Here is a 19,245-nt window from a genome sequence, read left to right on the forward strand (position 1 = left end):
AGTCCCCCCGGTCGTCATAGTTGATCGCCCCTGTCCCAGCACTTTCCCCATGCGAAATCGCGGCGAACGGGAGGATCGTGCAAAACAATGACTATTTCCGATCAAGAAGCCGCCAGCGTGAAAAAAGCGGTCGGCCCGGTGGCGACCGAGATGGACGAAAACCCGCTCAGCTGTGCCGGGGTTTTGCGGTTGGTATGGTCGCCCAGCCCGAGCTGCCCGAAAGAGTTGTTCCCCCAGCACCACACCGAGTTGCCGGTGGTCCTCTTGCCGCACGTGTGAGCGGCGCCGGCCGTCACGGCCGACCAGGTGCCAGGAGTCGTGACCTGGACCGGGCTGGTGCGGTTGGTGGTGTCGCCGAGCCCGAGCTGGCCGCTGGAGTTGTCGCCCCAGCACCACAGGGTTGTGTCGATCTGCCGGGCGCACGTGTGCGCCCCGCCCGTCGCGGCGGGTACCTCCCACACGTTGAGAGTGCCGACCTGGACCGGGCTGAGGCGGTTGCTGGTGTCGCCGAGCCCGAGCTGGCCGCTCGCGTTGTTGCCCCAGCACCACAGGGATTGGCTGACGCGTACGGCACAGGTGTGCGCACCGCCCGCGCTGACTGAGTTCGTCGGCCCGATCGCAAGGACTTCGGCAGGGAGCCTGCGGTTGATGGCGTTGCCGAGCCCGAGCTGGCCGCTGGAGTTGTCGCCCCAGCACCACAACGTGTTACCGTCGCGCCAGCCGCAGGCGTGAGCCTTTCCCGTTGAGACCGACTGCCAGGTGGTGAGGGTGCCGACCTGGGCCGGGCTGGTGCGGTTGACGAGGTCGCCGAGCCCGAGCTGACCTTTGGAGTTGTCGCCCCAGCACCACAGTGTGCCGTTGGTGCGGACGGCGCAGGCGAAGGCACCGCCGGCGGACACGAGGGACCAGGTGGTGAGGGTTCCGACCTGGGCCGGGGTGGTGCGGTTGGTGGTGTCGCCGAGCCCGAGCTGGCCGCTGGAGTTGTCGCCCCAGCACCACAGTGTGCCGTCGGTGCGGACGGCGCAGGCGAACGCACCACCGGCGGCGGGTTTGGCCCACGTGGTGGCGGATCCGACGTGCACGGGACTGGGGCTGTCGGTGGTGCTCCCGATGCCGAGCTGGCCGGAGCTGTTTTGACCCCAGTCGCTCAGGTTGCCGCCCGGATAAACCGCGGCAGAAGTCCACGTACCTGTGGTCGATGTGATCGCACGGAAAGCCGCGGAGGCTTTGTCCAGTGACAACAGCCCGGCCAGGACCGCGCAGGCTACCAAACCGATCAGCCAGCGCATTGCTTACTGTTCCCCGAATTCTCCACGTACAGAACGCCACCCAATAGGCGCCGTCCGCCACAATAGCAGGGCATCCTCGTAATCGAGGGGCGTGCACGAGATACTGCATGTCGCGCCGAATTTTCCGCATACGTCTGGCGGTTATTCGATGCTATTTGTTCCGTGGGGGACCACTTGAACCGGGGCGCGAATTCTGCTCGCCTATTTCGTGAGTCAGGCGTTGCGGTCAGCGGGGGCCGCGGTAGTCCGGAGGCGGGACATCGCCCTCGTAGGCGTGCACCGGGCGGCCGGTCAGGAACGCGCGCAGGAGCCCCAGATACGCCTCACTCCGGTACGTGCCGCCGCCGATGTAGGCGAGTGCGGCCGAGGGCAGCGCCCGCCGGTAGTCCATGGCCGATGCCCAGCTCTGCTCGTCACACGCCGCCTTGACGATCAGTACGGGCGCCGTCGCCTCGGTCAGGCTCGACCCGAGGGAGCGGGGCGCGGCCCGCCCGATCAGGCCGACGTAACCGCCGGAACCGGTCGTCGCGGCGGCGGGGCAGGAGTGCGGAGCGCCCCGGCGGACGAGGTCCAGGTAGGCGTCCAGCTCCCGATCTCCCGCGAACGCGTGCGCCGCCAGGGGGTCCACCCGAAGCAGCGTGGAGACGGCGAGCAGGCGCGGATCCGGCGAGCCGTCGCGGCCGAACACCGCCGCCGCCTCCACCTTGCCATCCGCCTGCGGCCCCTGAGGCTCCGTGGCGAGGGACGGCCCGGTGGGCGACCCCGCTGGGGAGCCCGGGACCAGCCCGGTGGGGGAGGCGAGGACCGCTTTGGCCACCCGGTCGGGGTGGGCGGCCAGGTAGGCGGTCGCGAGCTGGGCGCCGTAGTCATGGGCGATCAGGTTCAGGCGTCCGGCGCCCACGGTCTGGCGGATGGCCTCCAGGTCCGCCACGTCACGGGTCAGGCCGTACCCGCTCGGGTCCCGCAGCCGTTCGGAGCGTCCGGCCCCGAGCTGGTCGTAGACGTACACCTGGTAGCCGTCCGCCGTCAGCTCGCGGAAGAACGCCGAGGACGCCGCCAGGTCCGCCACACCGGGTCCGCCGTGCAGGAACACCACGGGATCGGGCCGGGTGACCCGCTTCGGGGCGAGCCGTACGTACGCCAGCTCCGAGCCGGTCGGCAGCCGCCACTCCCGCTGCCCGGCCACCGGCGCCGCGGGAGCATGGACCGGAGTCGGCCGCAACGTCGCCGCGGTCACGTGCCAGACCACCGCGATCTCCACTCCGAGGATCACCACGCTCCGTAACCAGCGCCCCCACGCAGCCCTCGGCCTCGGCACGCACAGCAGCAGCCCCAGGAAGGAGACGGACGCGAACCCCGCCAGTCCCGTGACCGCGAACGCCATCGGCTCCGCGCCCACCATCGCCATCCCGGCCAGCGCGGCCAGCCCCAGCACCGGCGACAGGGCCAGCACCCCGGCACCCGCCGCCGCCCGCCCGGCCAGCCTGGCGAAAGAAGCCATAAGGGGACGCTAGTGCACCCGTGCCTTTCCGGTCAGGGAAGTGAGCGGCCCAGGCGCAGGCGCAGGCGGTCCCCGTGGCGTACGGCCTCGTGCACGCTCCATACGCGCTCGTCGATGACCGTGCCCCTGGCCGTCATGTAACCGCCCATCCGGAGCACCGGCCTGCCCGTGTCGTCGCGCAGCAGCTGGGCCCGGGACTCCGAGTCGTCGCCGAACTGCACGAGGAAGTCGTCGGTGTCGGCCGGGGCGTCGAGGACCAGGCCGGGATAGAGGTGGGAGTAGGGGATCTCGATGACGTATGTGCTCACATGATCCCCCTACCCCGCCCTGCCCCTTTCAGCGTCCAGTCTGCTCAAGGCCGGCCGGGAGCCCGGGGATGGGCACTTCTCGTCATTGTCCTACTTCGTCGCCTCATGTGGCGGCGGACCACTGTCGATCATCAGGAATGCATCGAGCAGGAGAAACGCCCAGACTGACGTCCGAGCGTTCGACCCCGAGGTTGGGAAGCGCTTCCTCTCGGGTGCAAACACGCGGGGCTCCTCTCTAGATAGCATTGAAGCTCAGCACCAGGGTGGTGTGCTGCTTGCGGATGAGCATCCCTCCGCCCACCGCCCGGGCGGGGTCCGGGTACGCCACCACGCGGAGGTCGCCCATGTGCGGGCGGCCGGCCTCGTCCCATGCCCGCAGGTGCCCGGCCAGCTCGGCCGCCAGCTCGGCGCCGCCGGGCCCGTAGCCCTGGGCCGACAGTCCGGGGCCGGTGGGCCCCTGGCCGCGCGCCACCTGCGAGCCCTCGGCGGCGAGCAGCGCGATGCCGTCGCCGTCGACCAGGCCGATGCTCATGCCGTACCCGCCGCCCAGCTTCCCGCTCAGGGCGCACAGACGAGGCTCGTGCAGCGCCAGCCACAGGGCGACGTTGTGGGCGCGGGCCGGCTCCACTCCCTCGACGGCGACGTCGACAGGGACGGCGTCCAGCGCGGCCAGCACGTCGCCGACCTCGCGCCGCTCCGGCAGCGCCAGCATCAGGTCGGGGTCGCGGCGCAGCACCACGACCGCCTCGGGCCCGGCGAACGGCCCGCGCATCCGCATGAACCCGCAGGGAACGACCGACAGGCCGGCCCAGTGGTCGCCGGAGCGTTCGAAGGCCACGGACGCCTGCACGCCGCGCAGGTCGAGCGGCGCCACCAGTCGCCCGCCCGCACCCAGCTGCTCCCGCCAGGCCGGGGCGAGGTCCCACACGCCGACCGTGGCGATCACCCGGTCGTACGGGGCCAGGGCGGGGTGCCCCTGGGCACCGTCGGCGCACACCGTCTCGATCTGGGACAGCCCGGCGGCGCCCAGGTTGCGCCCGGCCTGCGCGACGATGTCCTCGTCGATGTCCACGGTGACCACGCGCCCTTCCGGCCCCACAAGGTGAGCCAGCAGCGCCGCGTTGTAGCCGGTGCCCGCGCCGATCTCCAGGACCCGCTGCCCCGGCTCGACGCCGAGCTGGTCGAGCATGGCCGCCATGATGGCGGGCTGCGAGGAGGAGCTGATGGGCCGGCCCGCGTCGTCACGCTTGGTGACGATGGGCTCGTCGCGGTAGGCGTCCTCGGGGGCGACGTCGGGCACGAACAGGTGGCGCGGCACGGCGAGCAGCGCGGCGGCCACGCGGTCGCTGATTTCCTGCCGCTCGCGCAGCAGCTCCACCATCGCCCGCCTCTGCTCCGCGAAGTCCATGACCCCCATTGTCCACGGGCCTCGCGAGGAAAACTTGGTAAAGAACGAGTCAAGAAGGGTTGAGTGCGGAGACAGGGGGAAGGGCAGGCAATTCCTGAACGTCGACCGTGAGGAGGAGCCGTAGTGCTCACCCTGACAGCCAACGCCGCCCAGGCGATCCGCGATCTGACCGCGGCCGCGCCCGAGCCTTCTCAGAGCGGGATCCGCATCTCGTCTCAGGGGGAGGGATCGAGCTCGCTCACCCTGACGCTGGCCACCGCGCCCGAGCCGGCGGACGAGGTGGTCGAGGCCGAGGGAGCCCGGGTCTACCTCGACCCCGTCGCCGCAACCGTGCTGGAGGACAAGTCCCTGGATGCCGGAGCCGATGACCAGGGGAGCGTGTCCTTCCTGGTCAAGGAACAACCCGCGTGAGCCGGGCGCCCGCCGTGCCTGGGCGCGGCACGGCGGGCGTACCCGTCAGACTTCGCTGAGGAGCTTGTGCAGGTAGCGCAGCTGCTCCTCCGACTGGAAGCCGCCGCCGCCCTCGTGGCCGTTCCAGGGCCAGACGCTGATCTCCTTCGGGCCCTGCCAGTGGTTGTACGCGGCGAACACCGTGGACGGCGGGCAGATGTCGTCCATCAGCGCCACGGAGTAAAGCGCGGGCACCTGGCCGCGGGCGGCGAAGTTGAGGCCGTCGAAGTACGACAGCGTGCGGAACACCTGGTCGGCGCTGTCCCTGCGGGTGGAGAGGAAGCGGACCAGCTCCTGGTACGGGTCCTTCCCCGTGATCTCGACGGCCCGCCGGAAGTGGGTCAGGAACGGTACGTCGATGAGCGCCGCCTTGACCGACGGGTGCAGCGCGGCCGCGGCCTGGGCGATGCCGCCGCCCTGGCTGCCGCCCGAGACGACGACGCGGCCCGCGTCGACCAGCGGGTGCTCGAGGGCGGCGTCCACGGCCCTGACGGCGTCGGTGAAGACGCGCCGGTAGTAGTAGTCGTCCGGGTCGAGAATGCCGCGGGTCATCATGCCCGGCGCCTGCGGCGTGGCGCTGCCGTGCGGGTCGCCGGTGGCGCCGGGGCTGCCGGGGTTCGCGCCGCCGTGGCCACGGGTCTCCATCACGAACACGGCGTACCCGGCGGTGGGCCAGAACAGGTGGTCCTTGGGGAACCCGCGCCCGCCGCTGTAGCCGATGTAGTGCATCACGCACGGCACCGGAGCCTCCACGCCACGCGGCACCAGGAACCACCCGTTGATCCGGTGGCCGCCCCAGCCCGCGTAGGAGACGTCGAACACGTCCACGGAGGCGAAGGGCAGGTCGTACGGGACGTACTCCGCGCGCAGGTCGAGCTCTCTGGCCTCGTTCAGGGTGCGTGACCAGAACTCGTCGAAGTCGGCGGGCTCGTCGCGATCGGGGAGGTAGCCGCGGAGTTGCTCAAGCGGCAGGTCGAACAGTGGCACGGAATCTCCAGCCTGTAGAGGGATGCTGATATTTCACCGCATCACGCCAATCTGTATTTCACCGCATCCAGCAGGAAAGCGCTATCCCGGTGGAGGCTGCCGACTGCGCTGCGGCTCTATGGACCTTCGGGGGTCCGGTGGGCTGGACGCGCTGGAGGCTGCGCACGAGGCCGTTTCGGCCCATCACGGCAACAACTATCTGCCGCTGCTGGACCAGCACTACCGCTCCCACCGGTCAGCGTTGTTCACGCTGGTGGAGGCGATCGAGCTGGAATCCACCAGCGCCGATCGCAGCGTGCTTGAAGCGGTGCTGTTCCTGCGGGCGCTGCGCGGGGCGAAGGCAGCGCTGGTGCCGGAGCGAATGACGCTGCAGCAGCCGGGCCCGGACGGCGAGCCGGTCATGGTGACGCTGTCGATCGACGTGGAGGCGTTCGCCTCGGGCATGTGGCGCAAGATCCTGCGGGACAAGAAGCGGCCCGGCATGCTGGTACGTCGTCACCTGGAGGTGTGCGTGTTCTCCTACCTGGCGGCCGAGTTACGCTCGGGCGACATCGCGGTGGCCGGATCGGACTCCTACGCCAACCTGCACGATCAGCTCCTGTCATGGCAGGAGTGCCAGCCGCTGGTGGCCGCGTTCTGCGCCCAGGCCGGAATCCCGGCCGAGCCCGGCGAGCTGACCGCGCACTACCGCTCCAAGCTCGCTGAGGTCGCCGTAGCGGTCGACGCCGGATGCCCCGGCAACACCGATCTGCTGCTCGAAGGCGGGCGGCCGGTACTGCGCCGCCGCAAAGGCGCCGAGCGGCGCCCTTCGGCGCTGGCCTTGGAAGCGGCCATCCACGAGCGCTTACCTCAGCGAGCGTTGCTGGACATCCTCACGCGCACCGCCTACCTGTTGAAATGGCACCGCCACTTCGGACTGGCTTCCGGCTCCGATCCCAAGATCCGCGACGCAATGGGCCGGTATGTGCTGACCACCTTCTCTCACGGCACGCTGCTGGGCCCTACTCAGGTCGCCGCGCACATGCGGGGCCAGGTCAGCGTGCACGAGCTGAGCCCGGCGGGCAACAAGCACACCACCGCCAGCAAAATCGACGCCGCGTCGGTCGATGTCATCAACGCCTTCAACCAGCTCGACGTCGCCGGAGTCTGGGGTGACGGGAGGACCGCTGCGGCCGACGGCTCCCAGATCGACACCTGGGAGGACAACCTGCTGGCCGAGACCTCCATCCGCTACGGCGGCCATGGCGGCATCGCCTACCGACTCGTCTCCAACACCTACATCGCGCTGTTCTCCCGCTTCATCCCCTGCGGGGTGTGGGAGGCGGTCTACCTGATCGATGGGTTGTTGAAGAACGCCTCCGACATCCAGCCCGACACCGTCCACGCCGATACCCAAGGCCAGTCACTGCCGGTCTTCGGTCTCGGCGCCCTGCTGGGGTTCGACCTGTTACCACGCGTCCGCAACTGGCACGATCTGGTCTTCTACCGGCCCGATGAGCAGACCCGCTATCGGCACATCGACTCCCTATTCGGGGAGGAGGCGGTCGACTGGAAGCTGATCGAGGCCCACTGGAGCGACCTGCTGCGCACCGCGATCTCGATCCGGGAGAACAAACTGTCGTCGGTGACACTGCTGCGCCGTCTGGGCAACCACTCCCGCAAGAACCGCCTGTATCGCGCCTTCCGCGAGCTCGGGCGCGCCATCCGCACCATCACCTTGCTGGCGCTACCTGTCCGAGCCGGCCCTGCGCGAGCAGATCACCGCCATCACCAACCGCACCGAGGCCTTCCACGGTTTCGCCGACTGGCTGATGTTCGGCGGCAAGCTGATCGGCCACAACGACCCCGACCACCACGAGAAGGTCGTCAAGTTCAACGAGCTGCTCGCCAACTGCGTCATCTACTCCAACGCCTGCGACCTCACCGACGCCGCCAACGCCCTGGCCGCCGAAGGCCACCCCATCGACCTGGACGACCCGGCCACCATCTCGCCCTACATCACCCACACCATCCGCCGGTTCGGCATCTGGACCCTCAACCTCAACCCGCCCGACCAGGCACCCGCCACCCGGCTGGACCTGGAACCACGTGTCCTGTTCGGCGCCTCACCCACCTGATGGCGGCGAAATATACAGGTCCGTCCAGTCAATGACCGGTACGGTCCCGCTCTAGTTAGAGGGCTTCTGCCGTGCCTCGGTGGTCGAAGTCCTCGCGCGCTTTTATGATGTCGGGCACGTGTTCGACTGACCATTCGGCGATCGCGTTGGCCAGGTGCCCTGCGCTGACTCCGAGTTCAGTGAGGGTGTATTCCACTCGAGGTGGCACGGTGGGGTAAACGGTGCGGCGTACCAGGCCGTCGCGTTCCAGAGCGCGCAGTGTCCGGGTGAGGACCTTCTGCGTGATGCCATCAAGACGACGTCGTAGCTCGTTGAACCGCAGCGGACGCTCCTGCAGCCTGAGGATGCCGAGAACGAGCATGGACCACTTGTTGGCAAACGTCTCGATAACGGTGCGTGAGGGGCAGTCTGGCCGGTAGGGCCCGACCGCGTCCGACGGGACTTCAGCACTCATAGTATCTCCGGGGAACCTAGATGTCAGGAAGGTGCCTTCTTCCCAAATGGTACTGACCTCTTCCAGGATCATCATCGAGAAATGTTGGCTCTGCGAGAGGAACATCGTCGATGCCTGAGTGGATGCGCGCTGTGAGCCAGCGCGTTTTTGGGGGCCCGGAGGTGCTGGAGTTGGTGCAGACCCGTCGGCCCGAGCCGGGCCCGGGCGAGGTGCTGATCCGGGTCCACGCAGCCGGCGTCAACGCATCAGACTGCAAGGTCCGTGCCGGCAAGGTGCCGGTGTTCGGTGATCCGCCATTCACCGTGGGAGTGGATGTGGCCGGCGTCGTGGAGGCTACCGGTGATCAGGTCGTCCAGTTCACTCCCGGCGACAAGGCCTACGGCATGGTCTTCCCGCCACGCGGAGCGTACGCCGAATATGTGGTCGCGTCGGCAGACGCGCTCGCCATCCCGCCTGCCGGTCTCGATCACATCCAGAGCGCGGCGCTGCCTCTGTCGGCTCTGACTGCTTGGCAGGCCTTGGTCAACACCGCCGCGCTCGCCGCGGGGCAGCGCGTACTTGTCCACGCCGCAGCCGGCGGAGTCGGTCACCTCGCGGTCCAGATCGCCAAGAGCCGTGGCGCCTACGTCATCGGTACCGCGCGGGCGGTCAATCACCCCTTCCTGTACGAGCTCGGAGCAGACGAGCTCATCGACTACACCCGTACGGATTTCGCCGCTGTCGTACACGATGTTGATGTCGTGCTCGACACAGTCGGCGGCGACTACGGACTCCGCTCCGTGGACACCATGACGCCCGGCGGACTACTGATCGACGTGATGGGCACTACCGGCGCCGGCATCGAGCGAGACCGGGCCCGCGACATTGCCACAGCGCGTGGCATCCGATTCACCGAGTTCTACGTGACCCCTTCCAGAGCCGACTTGCAGGACATCAACACATTGGTCGAAAGCGGCAAGCTCCAGGTCACCATCCAGGAAGTGCTGCCTCTCAAAGAAGCGGCCCAGGCGCACGCGATCAGCGAGACAGGACACACCCAAGGCAAGATCGTGCTCAGCGTCGCCTCCTGATACCAACCCATGATCACCAGGTTGAGGTTCGCTACCGCCTGCCCACTGACCGACCGATCTTCGAGTCAGTGCCGGGCGCACTTCGTCCCGCGCGCCACGGGATGTACGTGATAGCAGGCGTACATGAGCTGCAAGCCGCCGTGGTCGAGCAGGAGATTCGTTCCCCAGGACAGTGCGCGACCAGCGCACGTTATCCGGTACATCATCCGGACGTCGGTGTGATGGCGGTCGCGGGCCGGAAGGTCTCGCCGCTGCGCGGCGACGGCGTCGACCTCGCCGCGGCCGCCGAGCAGTTTCTGTCGACGAACAGGATCGGCAATCCAAACACGCATCGCGCCTACGCTTCGGCGATCGACCGGACCGTCGCGGTTCTGGGTGCGAGCCGGCTGTTGACTGACGTCGCCGACGACGAGGTCGGAGCTGCGCTCACCCGGTTGTGGGGTGAGTGCGCGCCAGCGACGTGGAACCGCAACCGGGCCGCAGTCTCCTCCTGGTTCACCTGGTGCACGACGAAAAAGCGGTGGGCGGCCCCATCGGTGCCGGGCGATGCCGAACGGCGCCGCGAGACCCCGGACGAAACCAAGGCGGTCACGAAGACGACGATCCACCGGCTGCTGTCGCGCCGGGACGTGCCGCTGCGTGAGAAGACCCTGTGGCGGATGCTCTACGAAACCGCCGCCCGTGCTGCCGAGATCCTCGCCCTCAACGTCGAAGACCTTGACCTGGAAGGACGCCGCGCACCGATCCGATCCAAGGGCGGCGCGATCGAATGGGTGCACTGGGACACCGGCGCCGCCCATCTCCTGCCCCGGCTGCTCCGGCTGCCCAACAGGACGCAGCGCGCCCGGGGGCCTCTGTTCCTGTCCGAACGTCGCCCCGTCCCTGCCCGTCGGCCCGCGGCCGCCGACATCTGTCCATATACCGGCCGGGCCCGCCTGGGCTACGACCGCGCCCGCGTGCTGCTAGAGAAGCACGCCGGACTCAACCTCCACCAGCTCCGCCACTCCGCCGCCACTCACCTCGGCGACGCCGAAGTTCCCTGCAGCTCATCATGGCCAAGACCCGGCACAAGAACCCCCGCACCGCCATGCGCTACATCCGGCCAGGCAGCGAAGCAATCGCCGCAGTCACCGAACACCTCGCCCCACCCCACCGACGCCACTAACCAGTAGGAACACCCGGCCGCGGTGTCTTTCTGTCGTATTCCGGCTGTCCCCCCAGAGGAACGACAGCGGCACCATGTACGGGACCCCGCCCTCGTCCGCCGTGGCCACCCAGGCGTCCACGTCGTGTTCGAGCCGGTCCAGGGTGTTGTTCGGGGGAGCGAGGGGCAGGGCGGGTCATTCGGGGCTCCAGTCACATCGGTCTCATGCTCGTCATATTGTCGACGGCCCACGGGCAAGGAATGCGACCGAGCCCGGCTGAAAGCCTGACGCGCCCGAATATCCGGAATGCCGAGGCGCCGCGAGGGCGGCGATTACCCTCTGTAAGGGAGACGTATCGCTATGTCATAGGAAAAAACTCATGCGCACTTTGTTGCTGACCGCCCTGACCGTCGCCGCTCTCGGGGGGTGCGCCGGCGTGCCGACGGACACCGCGGGCCTGGCGCCGCATACCGGCACCCAGCCATCCGAGCAGGACAGGGCCTGGATGCGGGCCATCCATGAGGGCAATCTGGCCGAGATGCAGGCGGGACAGCTCGCGCAGGGCAAAGGCGGCGCGCGGCGGGTCAAGGCGATCGGGAAGATGCTCGTCATGGACCACACCGACCTCGACACCAAGGTCACCAAGGCGGCCACGGAGCTCGGCATCAAGCTCCCCGCGTCCCCGAGCGCCGATCAGCGCGCCGAAATCGTCCGGCTGCAGGACGCGACGGGCAAGGACTTCGACCAGGAGTTCATCGCCGGCATGATCAACGCGCACACGCAGGCGCTGGCCGCCACGCAGACGGAGGTGGCCCACGGGTCGTCGCCCGCGGTGGTGGCGCTGGCCAAGGTGGCGGTGCCGTCACTGCAGAAGCACCTGTCCGCGCTCCAGCAGGCCCAGAGCGCCAGCCCGGCGCCGCAACCGTCCCCAGGGTCGGAGACGCCCCGGTCGCCGATGACGCCCACCGGTCACGAGTAGAGCTCGATCTCGTTGAGCATGCTGCACGTCCGGCCGATCTCCGGGTCGCAGCGGGAGGTCGGGTCGGTGACGATCTTGATGTGGCGGCCCGTGGCGGCGATCTCCGAGTAGTGGAGCGCGTAGTCCGTCCTGCCGGTGATCGTCATGACCGGCTCGCCCCATGAGCGGCCGTCCTCGGAGACGTACACGCGGGCGCCGGCCGCGTGGCCGGGGCGCAGGCTGAGGCCGATGCGGGTGAGCGAGTACTGCCGGTCCAGGTGCAGCACGTACCGGCCGCGGCCGGCGGCGACGGCGCTCGACCAGTAGCCGGTGCTGCCGTCGAAGGCCGCGCTGGGGCGCGACCTCGGCCGGCCGGTCCAGCGCATGGTGGTCTCGATGCCGAGCGTCCCGCGCCGGCGCATGGCGGCCAGGTCCAGCAGGCCCGGCGCGGGTCCGGCGATCGTGAACAGCCGGCGCTTGATCGCGTACCAGCCGCCGTTCTCGAAGCGCCCGTGGGCCGGGCAGGTCGTCTCGTTCAGCAGCCCGTCGGGACGCACTCCGGGCAGCTTGCAGTTGTCGAACACCTGGATCAGCTTGTGCGCGCCCAGCGCCGCTATCCCGGTGTAGCCGGACGAGCCGTGCGTGTCCCAGATGCCGTCGCGGTTGTGGTACGTCACCTGCGGCCAGAGCCATTCGCCGCCGAGCCCGTCGGGGGAGACGGCCAGCCAGTTGTCCGGGCGCCCGGCGCTGAGCACCAGGACGCCGCCGGGGGTGAGCAGCAGCCGCGGGGCCACGCCGCGCACCACGCAGTCGATCGGACCCGCTGGGCCCGAGAAGCGCAGCTCGCTGACCGGCGACCAGGTGCGGCCGCCGTCGGTGGAGCGGCTCTGGTGCAGCGTGGAGTACGGGCCGCCGTCGCGGCGCAGCACCGCCAGCAGGCTCCCGTCCATCGTCTGCTCGACGGCCGCCTCGTTGTAGACGAACCCCTCCGAAGGCCGCGCGATCACACCGCGCCGCTGGAACGTGCGCGCGCCGTCGCGGCTGGCGTACACCTCGGCCTGGTACGTCCCCGTGTCGCTGTAACGGGCGTACACCGTGATCAGTATCGTGCCGTCGGCGAGCTGGATCGGCACCCCGTGCGAGGCCCCGCCGGGCATCAGGTCGCCGGGGGTGGACAGCGTCGACTCCGAGCGTTCCCAGCTTTCCTGGTCGTCCGGCGACCTCGAGGTGAGCACGCCCAGCCGGGTCGTGTGCGGGCCGGTCCGCTGCAGGTAGTACTCCGTGGCGAAGTAGCGGCCGTCGAGCAGTTCGATGGGCGCCTCGCGCAGCGGCGTCCGGCTCGCCGGGCCGAACGTGAGCCCGCCGTCGTCGGAGACCGCCGCCGCGTTGGTGAGGGTGACGATCTCGTCCACGTTCGTGGTGAAGGTGCTGAGCACCTTCTGGCGAGGAGCGCCGTCGTGCCCCACGACGTCGAGAGCCGACACGTTGGGGAAGCCCGCGAAGTCCAGCCGCTCGGACTCCGTCGGCTCCCGGTTGGCGGGCGGCGGAAGGGGATGAATCCAGCCGAGTGAGGAAGTAGTGGCGATCGGGTTAGCCTCGCTCGCGACGGGCTGATCCGGTAGCCGGCAGTAACCGGTCTCCGCCTGCGCCACGCCCGAGCACGTGGGCGCCGCCACGGCCACCGACAGGGCCACGACCATGGATCTTGCCATCGGCACCGTCCCGTTCCTCCCCCGAATCACCGCGCTAGCGGAACCGTACGGACTCTAGATGATCCACGCTCCGTAACACGGCATTCACCAGCGGGAAGTCGCCGGTTCACCGGGCGGGGCCCGCGCCCTCCCCACGATCCATACCGTCTTCGTTAAGTGACAGTTGACAGAAATCCGCCCCGTGACGACTATCGGGACGGCACTATTAAGTGTCAATTTACGTAGGCCGCAGAAGGCCACGGGTCAGGAGGTGGCCCCAGATGAGCATCGAGCCGAGGGCGAGAGTGGCCCCAGAGCGAGTGCTGCCAGGCCCGGTGCCCCTGGCGCCGGAGACAGCCGCCCAGCAGCGGGTGGTCCAGGGGATCTGCGCCAGGGTGGCGCCCGGCGGCATGGACGTCGGCGTCGACGAAGTGCCCCCGGGCGGCCTGCAGGTGTGGATCGACACCCCGGTGCCGGTGGGCCGGCAGGAGTCCTGGGTGCTCTACCACCGCATGGCCCGCGAGGTGGCCCTGGTCGGCTGGCACTGCGAGGCCGACGCTGACCGCCTGCTGGTCCTCGGATGGAGCGCCGCCTGCCTGCACAACCGCGTACGCCTGCTCCAGAGCGGGCTGCGCCGGCTGACCGACTTCGAAGCGACCGCACAGCGGGCCGTGCAGCTCGACGGGCAGCGCCCGGACCAGCCCCCCGCGCAGGTCGTGGCGGCCGTGTGCGCCTCGATCGAGCGGCGGCTGCGCTGGCCGGAGCGGCTGGCCGAGCTCGAAGGGTTCGAGCGCAGCTCGGGTCTGGCGCACCTGCAACTGCTCCTCGCCCAGGTCCTCGGCCTGGAGTCGAAGGTCGCGGCCGCCTGCGAGGAGCACCTCGTCATGGCGCGGGTGCTGGCCAGAGCCGTGTGCGAGCAGTACGCCCGGCACTCCGACCTGTCCCGCGCGCAGCGGGACGTGCTGGCAGAGTCGCGCCGATGGGTGCATGCCAGCTCCATGATCCGCGGCTCGGCCGGCGCCCGGCCGAGCTCGGGCGGCACCGCCGGCCGTCCCCACATGGGGCTGGCGGAGCGCCGCATCGCCGCGAGCGTCATCAACCACGGCGTGCCGCGGGCCAACCCCGCGGCCGTCACTCCGCTGGTCGAGCACCTCGACCACCCGGAGGGCGCACGCTGAATCAGATCCGCTCAACGGCGAGCGGTCGCCCGGAAGAACCCGTTCGAGTCCGGTAGGAGAGCCCCCGTCATGCGAACCCCCCCGCACCTGCCCACCAGAACCAGGCGTGACACTCGAGACACCGACACCTCCAGAGGCCGCCGGCACCCGTACGGCCTGCACGAGGTCCCCGTGCAGGCGCCGCCGCGCGGGACCCTCGAACTCGCCGACACCACAGATGTGCCCGACGTGCCCGACGTGTTCGTCGAGCAGCGGCTGCTCGGCATCAGGGAGATGTCCAACCAGGCCATCGGCTCCATCGACGACCTGCTCCAGCACACCGCGTGAGCCGAAAGAGGAGAGTCATGCAGGAATTAGAGCGACTGGAGCTGAGGTCGCACGAGGTCGGGGGCCACCACCCGCGCTCCGTGGCGGGAATCGACGCGCCGCGCAGCCTCGACGAGGTACGCGCGCTCGTACGGCGGGCCACGGCGTCCGCGCGCCGCCTCTACCCGATCAGCACCGGCAGGAACTGGGGCATGGGCTCGGCCATGCCGGTCACCGACGACAACCTGGTCGTCGACCTGAGCGGCATGAACCGCATCCGCAGCCTCGACCTGGAGGCCGGCTACGCGGTCATCGAGCCGGGAGTCACCCAGGCGCAGCTCTCCGAGGTGCTGCGTGACACCCCGTGGATGCTGAACGTCACCGCCTCCTGCGCCGACACCTCCGTCGTCGGCAACGCGCTCGACCGCGGCGACGGCTGCTTCCGCTCGCGGGTCCACGACGTCGCCGGGATCGAGGCCGTGCTCGCCGACGGCAGCGTGGTCACCACCGGCGGGCTCGACCCGGTGGGGCGCTACCACGGCCGGGTCGCCGGGCCCGACCTGACGCCCGCGTTCGTCCAGCACAACCTGGGCATCGTCACCGCCATGGCCGTCGCCCTGGTGCCGCGCCCGCAGACCATCGCCCTCGTGCACGGCCGCTTCCAGCGCGACCAGGTCGGGACGGCGATCGGCGCGATGACCGGCTTCCTGCGCCGCGGCAACCCGGCCGACGGGCTGCTGCGCGTGCGCGAGCTGTCGCTCACGCCCAGCCACGGCGACTGGAGGCTGCCGAAGGGGGTCGACCCGAGCCTGTTCAGCATCCTCGGGCCGCTCCTGGGTAGCGACGCCGCCGTGGAGCTGGCCGAGGAACTGCTCCGCAAGGCGCTCATCGAGGTCGAGGGCGCCGAGGCGCTGCGCGTGGTGGACGCCGCCGAGGTGGCACCCAGTGACCCGCTCTACGTGAGGGCGCTCATGGCGCAGGGCATCCCCACCTGCCTGGGCGTGCGCAACGCGCTCGGCGTGACCTCGTGCGACCAGATCGACGAGGGCAAGATGGGCTTCCTGGCGCTGATGCCGCTGATGCCCATGCACGCGCGACGGACCGAGCACATCCTGACCGCACTCCAGACGGCCGTGGACGCGCACAGCACCGCCCTCATGGTCGAGTGGAACCTCGTCAGCCGGCACATGGCCAACGGCGTCATCCAGATCTTCTTCGACCGGGGCGCGCCGGACGCCCCCCACCGCGCCCACCAGCTCCGCAACGACGGCAACTGCCTGCTGCGCGGGCACGGGTGCGCCATCTACCGCTCCGACATCGACCACGCCGCGGCCGACGTGTGGTCGGAGACCAGCACCGCCAGCCTCGGCATGCTGCACCGGCTCAAGACCGCTCTCGACCCGGACGGCCTGCTCTCTCCCGGCCGTTACGGCGCCTGACCAACCGGACTTCGAACGATCTGTCCCGACTCCGCCGGTCGCACAGCCGGAGTGTGCCGGTCGGCGGAGACCACTCATAGCTTGGAGGTGACCACGTGCGTTCGTCACCAGCGCGGGGGACGAGCACCGTAGACCGCCGTCACGCAGTGATGCTGCGGCTGGTCGGCGCGGGTGTCATGTTGACGGTGATGGCCGACACCACGGCCACCACCCTGGCAGTCGGAGTCCTGCGGTACACACCCGCCGGCGCCGCCATGCCGCTGGGCGACCTGGTCTGGCTGACCAGCGCGGCGTTCATCCCGATCGCGGCGCTGCTGGCCACCGCGGGCCGCTGGGCGGACCTGTGCGGCCGGCGGCGGGTCCTGGCCGTCGGGCTCGTGGTGTTCGTGCTGGGCGGGATCGCCACCGTCCTGGTGGACTCCTGGTCGTACGTCCTGGCGGCGCGGGCCGTCCAGGGCGCAGGCGCCGCGGCGATGATCCCGGCCAGCCTCGGGCTGCTGCTCGGGGAGCTGCCGGAGTCCCAGCGGCGCGGCGCGATCGCGCTGTGGAGCTCGGCCTCCGGGCTGGGCTGCCTGCTCATGCAGGCGGGCGGCGGCTGGCTGGCCGCCACCGTCGGCTGGCGGTCGCTGTTCGTCCCCGACGTCGTGATCGGCGTCGCGCTCCTGATCGCCTGCTTCGGGCTTCCGCCGGGTAAGCGCGCCGGGGCCAGGGGTGTGCCGGACATGCTGGGCGCGTGGCTGCTCGCCGCGGGCATCGCGGTCATCGTGCTGGCCATCTCCAAGGCGATGGCCTGGGGCATGGACGTGGTGTGGCTGGCGCTGGCCGCGCTGGCCCTGCTGGGCGGCGCGCTCGCGCAGGCCAAGCACCACCGCCTGCCCGCGATCGACCTGGCCCTGTGGCGGCGCCCCAGGTTCGTCTGGGGCTGGCTGGCGACCTGGGGCTTCGGCGCTCTGTCGTACGGCCTGCTGACCGTGCAGCCGCTGTACCTGCTCCACCTGGGCTACCCCATGCTCGAAGTGGCCATGTGGCTGACGCCCACGTCGGTGGCGGTCGTCGTGACGAGCTTCCTGGCCGGCCGCCTCGTCAAGCGGGTCGGCGCGTACGGCCTGATCTACGCCGGCTCGCTGCTCTGCGGCGGCGCCTGCGTGCTCGTGCTGACCCAGGCCGGGCCCACCGTGTGGGGCCTGGTCGCCAGCGTCGTGGTCGGCGTCGGCGTCGGCGCGCTCGCGCCCGGCACCTCCGTCGCCACCACCCTGGCCGCCCGTCCCCACCAGTACGCCTCCGCCGTCGGCGCGGCCACCATGGCGCGCATGGTCGGCGGCGCCGTGGGTGTCGCCGTCGTGTCGGTCGTCATCGACCACCCGTTCATGACCGGCCCCTTCGCCGGCCTGGCGGGCGCGCTCGCGCTGTGCGTGGCCATTTCGGTGCTGATCGGCGCACTGGCCCTCACCAAGATCACCCGGCTGCGGACCGACCCGGGCGACGTCATGATCAAGGTGCCGCGCCGGATGCTGCTGGAGTTGCGCATGACCCTCGCCACCGTGGCGGCGGAGGCCGACGCGTTGCTGCCGGTCGAGACCCGCACACCCCCCATGGACACCGCTGCGGACCCCGCCATGGAGCCCGCCGTCGACCCCGCCATGGACACTGTCCCGCGGCAGCGAGCGGCCGAGCCGGGCCCGCTCGCCTCCACCCGCGGGCACACGAACTAGTTCAACCATTTGAAAGGGCTCTCGTCATGGCAACCACATCGTGCGACGTAGCCATCGTCGGCGCCGGACTCGGCGGCTGCTTCCTCGCCTTACTGCTGAGCCGCCGCGGCCAGCGCGTCGTCGTCATCGAGCAGGGACCCTCGGTCCCCAGCGCGGGCGCCGACTTCCTCAAGCCCCCCGGGCTCCGGGTTCTCGCCCGGCACGGGCTGGCCGACCTCGCCGGACGCCATGGCCTCAGGCGCGACGTCATCCGCTACTACCACGACGGCGAGCCCATCCAGGACTGCCGCTTCCCGGACGGGTTCCTCATCCGCCCCTACCGGGAGCTGGTCGAGCTCATCTACACGTGCTGCGCCATGGAGGGCGTCGACTTCTGGTTCGATGCGAGCATCGACGACATCGCGATGGATGACGGCCGTGTCGAAGAACTGGCGCTGTCGAACGGGCGGCGGCTGCGGGCCGGCGTCGTGATCGGCGCGGACGGCACCAAGTCGGCCGTGCGGCAGGCGCTCGACATCGAGCCGTGCACGGTGCCGTACGAGCGGGTGGTGATGCGGGTGGCCACCGTGCCGCTGACCGCCAGCATCGCGCAGCTCAACCGGCTGTACTTCAGCTCGGATGGCTGGTTCACCTACTTCTATCCGCTCAACAGGGACCAGGCCAGGGTGTTCGTCGGCCTGCCCCCGGAGGACGACAGGGAGATCTTCCAGGACGGCATCCCGGCGCTGGTCGACGCGCTGAAGAAGTTCGTCACCGACAGCTCGGACGCCTTCGACTCGCTCCAGTCGGCGACCTGGCAGCGGATCAAGGTCTCCTCGCTGCGGCTGGGGGCGTACCACAAGGGCAACGCGGCGCTGCTGGGCTCGGCCGCGTTCGCCTGCCACCCCATGACCGGGATGGGCATGAGCTACACGCTCCATGACGCGGAGATCCTGGCCGACGTCATCTGCGCGGCCGGCGGCGACAAGGAGCTGCTCGACCGGCTGCTGTCCGCCCACTACGAGCCTCGCAAGCATGCCCACGGCCAGCTCATCGACTACGGTGACGCCCTGATCGCGACCTTCCGCGACCGGGACGCCTATCTCGCCGCCTTCCGCCCGGACCTGCACGTCTACGGCGAGGCCGCCATGCCCGTGACGGAGCTGCCGGCCCTGCAGCCGATCTGAGCCGGCGCCCCCGCCGCCCGCCATTCCCCACCAGGTGAGGTCGTCCAGTGCCACGCTGAGTGCGGT

The 19,245-nt window shown here is 70.0% G+C and carries 17 protein-coding genes and 1 pseudogene; 11 read left to right on the forward strand and 7 right to left on the reverse strand.

Annotation, left to right across the window (positions count from 1 at the left end):
* Nucleotides 1-101: 101 nt before the first annotated feature.
* The 4 genes from ACQPWU_RS24845 to fxlM all read right to left on the reverse strand — a co-directional run bounded on the left by ACQPWU_RS24845 (nucleotide 102) and on the right by fxlM (nucleotide 4,506).
* Entirely contained in the window at nucleotides 102-1,289 is a 1,188-nt protein-coding gene (locus tag ACQPWU_RS24845; protein ID WP_433444073.1) for an RCC1 domain-containing protein, read from the reverse strand.
* Between the two features lie 226 nt (nucleotides 1,290-1,515).
* Nucleotides 1,516-2,790 (reverse strand): alpha/beta hydrolase, encoded by a 1,275-nt coding sequence (locus tag ACQPWU_RS24850; RefSeq protein ID WP_433444075.1) that lies wholly within the window; start codon nucleotides 2,788-2,790, stop codon nucleotides 1,516-1,518.
* Between the two features lie 32 nt (nucleotides 2,791-2,822).
* Nucleotides 2,823-3,098 carry a hypothetical protein gene (locus ACQPWU_RS24855; RefSeq protein ID WP_433444077.1) on the reverse strand — a complete coding sequence of 92 codons (276 nt, stop codon included), beginning with the start codon at nucleotides 3,096-3,098 and terminating at the stop codon, nucleotides 2,823-2,825.
* A gap of 235 nt (nucleotides 3,099-3,333) precedes the next feature.
* Nucleotides 3,334-4,506: a methyltransferase, FxLD system gene (gene fxlM / locus ACQPWU_RS24860; protein ID WP_433444079.1), complete on the reverse strand. Its 1,173-nt coding sequence runs from the start codon at nucleotides 4,504-4,506 to the stop codon at nucleotides 3,334-3,336.
* Between the two features lie 123 nt (nucleotides 4,507-4,629).
* Between fxlM and ACQPWU_RS24865 the strand changes: the two genes are divergently transcribed.
* Entirely contained in the window at nucleotides 4,630-4,917 is a 288-nt protein-coding gene (locus ACQPWU_RS24865; protein WP_360714186.1) for a HesB/IscA family protein, read from the forward strand.
* Between the two features lie 45 nt (nucleotides 4,918-4,962).
* Here the strand turns inward: ACQPWU_RS24865 and ACQPWU_RS24870 are convergent, their stop codons facing one another.
* Complete coding sequence (locus ACQPWU_RS24870; protein ID WP_433444081.1) at nucleotides 4,963-5,943, reverse strand: acetylxylan esterase; 981 nt, start codon at nucleotides 5,941-5,943, stop codon at nucleotides 4,963-4,965.
* A 481-nt stretch (nucleotides 5,944-6,424) separates the two neighbouring features.
* Between ACQPWU_RS24870 and ACQPWU_RS24875 the strand changes: the two are divergent.
* Both ACQPWU_RS24875 and ACQPWU_RS24880 read left to right on the forward strand, forming a co-directional pair.
* A pseudogene (locus ACQPWU_RS24875) lies at nucleotides 6,425-7,654 on the forward strand (Tn3 family transposase); the annotation flags it as partial.
* 55 nt (nucleotides 7,655-7,709) lie between these two features.
* Nucleotides 7,710-8,060: a Tn3 family transposase gene (locus ACQPWU_RS24880; RefSeq protein WP_433445284.1), complete on the forward strand. Its 351-nt coding sequence runs from the start codon at nucleotides 7,710-7,712 to the stop codon at nucleotides 8,058-8,060.
* 55 nt (nucleotides 8,061-8,115) lie between these two features.
* Here the strand turns inward: ACQPWU_RS24880 and ACQPWU_RS24885 are convergent, their stop codons facing one another.
* Nucleotides 8,116-8,589 (reverse strand): winged helix-turn-helix transcriptional regulator, encoded by a 474-nt coding sequence (locus ACQPWU_RS24885; protein ID WP_433444083.1) that lies wholly within the window; start codon nucleotides 8,587-8,589, stop codon nucleotides 8,116-8,118.
* 35 nt (nucleotides 8,590-8,624) lie between these two features.
* Between ACQPWU_RS24885 and ACQPWU_RS24890 the strand changes: the two genes are divergently transcribed.
* From ACQPWU_RS24890 to ACQPWU_RS24900, 3 genes are all read left to right on the forward strand, one after another.
* Entirely contained in the window at nucleotides 8,625-9,584 is a 960-nt protein-coding gene (locus ACQPWU_RS24890; protein WP_433444085.1) for an NADP-dependent oxidoreductase, read from the forward strand.
* Between the two features lie 140 nt (nucleotides 9,585-9,724).
* Complete coding sequence (locus ACQPWU_RS24895; protein ID WP_433444088.1) at nucleotides 9,725-10,756, forward strand: tyrosine-type recombinase/integrase; 1,032 nt, start codon at nucleotides 9,725-9,727, stop codon at nucleotides 10,754-10,756.
* A gap of 352 nt (nucleotides 10,757-11,108) precedes the next feature.
* Entirely contained in the window at nucleotides 11,109-11,708 is a 600-nt protein-coding gene (locus ACQPWU_RS24900) for a DUF4142 domain-containing protein (RefSeq protein ID WP_433444090.1), read from the forward strand.
* Here the strand turns inward: ACQPWU_RS24900 and ACQPWU_RS24905 are convergent.
* Complete coding sequence (locus ACQPWU_RS24905) at nucleotides 11,699-13,399, reverse strand: exo-alpha-sialidase (protein WP_433444092.1); 1,701 nt, start codon at nucleotides 13,397-13,399, stop codon at nucleotides 11,699-11,701. The two genes, ACQPWU_RS24900 and ACQPWU_RS24905, sit on opposite strands and share 10 nt — an antisense overlap.
* A gap of 260 nt (nucleotides 13,400-13,659) precedes the next feature.
* Between ACQPWU_RS24905 and ACQPWU_RS24910 the strand changes: the two genes are divergently transcribed.
* The 5 genes from ACQPWU_RS24910 to ACQPWU_RS24930 all read left to right on the forward strand — a co-directional run bounded on the left by ACQPWU_RS24910 (nucleotide 13,660) and on the right by ACQPWU_RS24930 (nucleotide 19,179).
* A complete protein-coding gene (locus ACQPWU_RS24910) occupies nucleotides 13,660-14,556 on the forward strand; it encodes a hypothetical protein (RefSeq protein ID WP_433444094.1) in 897 nt (298 codons plus the stop codon).
* Between the two features lie 69 nt (nucleotides 14,557-14,625).
* On the forward strand, nucleotides 14,626-14,883 hold the full coding sequence (locus ACQPWU_RS24915; RefSeq protein ID WP_433444096.1) for a hypothetical protein: 258 nt from the start codon (nucleotides 14,626-14,628) through the stop codon (nucleotides 14,881-14,883).
* Between the two features lie 17 nt (nucleotides 14,884-14,900).
* Nucleotides 14,901-16,301, forward strand: coding sequence for an FAD-binding oxidoreductase (locus ACQPWU_RS24920; RefSeq protein WP_433444098.1), 1,401 nt, complete (start codon nucleotides 14,901-14,903; stop codon nucleotides 16,299-16,301).
* 95 nt (nucleotides 16,302-16,396) lie between these two features.
* The gene (locus ACQPWU_RS24925) at nucleotides 16,397-18,013 is read left to right on the forward strand and encodes an MFS transporter (RefSeq protein WP_433444100.1); all 1,617 of its coding nucleotides are present in this window, start codon (nucleotides 16,397-16,399) and stop codon (nucleotides 18,011-18,013) included.
* 26 nt (nucleotides 18,014-18,039) lie between these two features.
* A complete protein-coding gene (locus ACQPWU_RS24930; RefSeq protein WP_433444102.1) occupies nucleotides 18,040-19,179 on the forward strand; it encodes an FAD-dependent oxidoreductase in 1,140 nt (379 codons plus the stop codon).
* Nucleotides 19,180-19,245: the final 66 nt, after the last annotated feature.

Origin of the sequence: Nonomuraea sp. CA-141351 (assembly GCF_050944675.1) — a bacterium.
GTDB lineage: Bacteria > Actinomycetota > Actinomycetes > Streptosporangiales > Streptosporangiaceae > Nonomuraea.

Excerpts from the sequence above, each read along its gene's own strand:
- ACQPWU_RS24845 (WP_433444073.1), bottom strand. The coding sequence starts at position 1,289 with ATGCGCTGGCTGATCGGTTTGGTAGCCTGCGCGGTCCTGGCCGGGCTG.
- ACQPWU_RS24850 (WP_433444075.1), bottom strand. The coding sequence starts at position 2,790 with ATGGCTTCTTTCGCCAGGCTGGCCGGGCGGGCGGCGGCGGGTGCCGGG.
- fxlM (WP_433444079.1), bottom strand. The coding sequence starts at position 4,506 with ATGGACTTCGCGGAGCAGAGGCGGGCGATGGTGGAGCTGCTGCGCGAG.
- ACQPWU_RS24885 (WP_433444083.1), bottom strand. The coding sequence starts at position 8,589 with ATGATGATCCTGGAAGAGGTCAGTACCATTTGGGAAGAAGGCACCTTC.
- ACQPWU_RS24890 (WP_433444085.1), top strand. The coding sequence starts at position 8,625 with ATGCCTGAGTGGATGCGCGCTGTGAGCCAGCGCGTTTTTGGGGGCCCG.
- ACQPWU_RS24900 (WP_433444090.1), top strand. The coding sequence starts at position 11,109 with ATGCGCACTTTGTTGCTGACCGCCCTGACCGTCGCCGCTCTCGGGGGG.
- ACQPWU_RS24905 (WP_433444092.1), bottom strand. The coding sequence starts at position 13,399 with ATGGCAAGATCCATGGTCGTGGCCCTGTCGGTGGCCGTGGCGGCGCCC.
- ACQPWU_RS24910 (WP_433444094.1), top strand. The coding sequence starts at position 13,660 with ATGAGCATCGAGCCGAGGGCGAGAGTGGCCCCAGAGCGAGTGCTGCCA.
- ACQPWU_RS24915 (WP_433444096.1), top strand. The coding sequence starts at position 14,626 with ATGCGAACCCCCCCGCACCTGCCCACCAGAACCAGGCGTGACACTCGA.
- ACQPWU_RS24920 (WP_433444098.1), top strand. The coding sequence starts at position 14,901 with ATGCAGGAATTAGAGCGACTGGAGCTGAGGTCGCACGAGGTCGGGGGC.
- ACQPWU_RS24930 (WP_433444102.1), top strand. The coding sequence starts at position 18,040 with ATGGCAACCACATCGTGCGACGTAGCCATCGTCGGCGCCGGACTCGGC.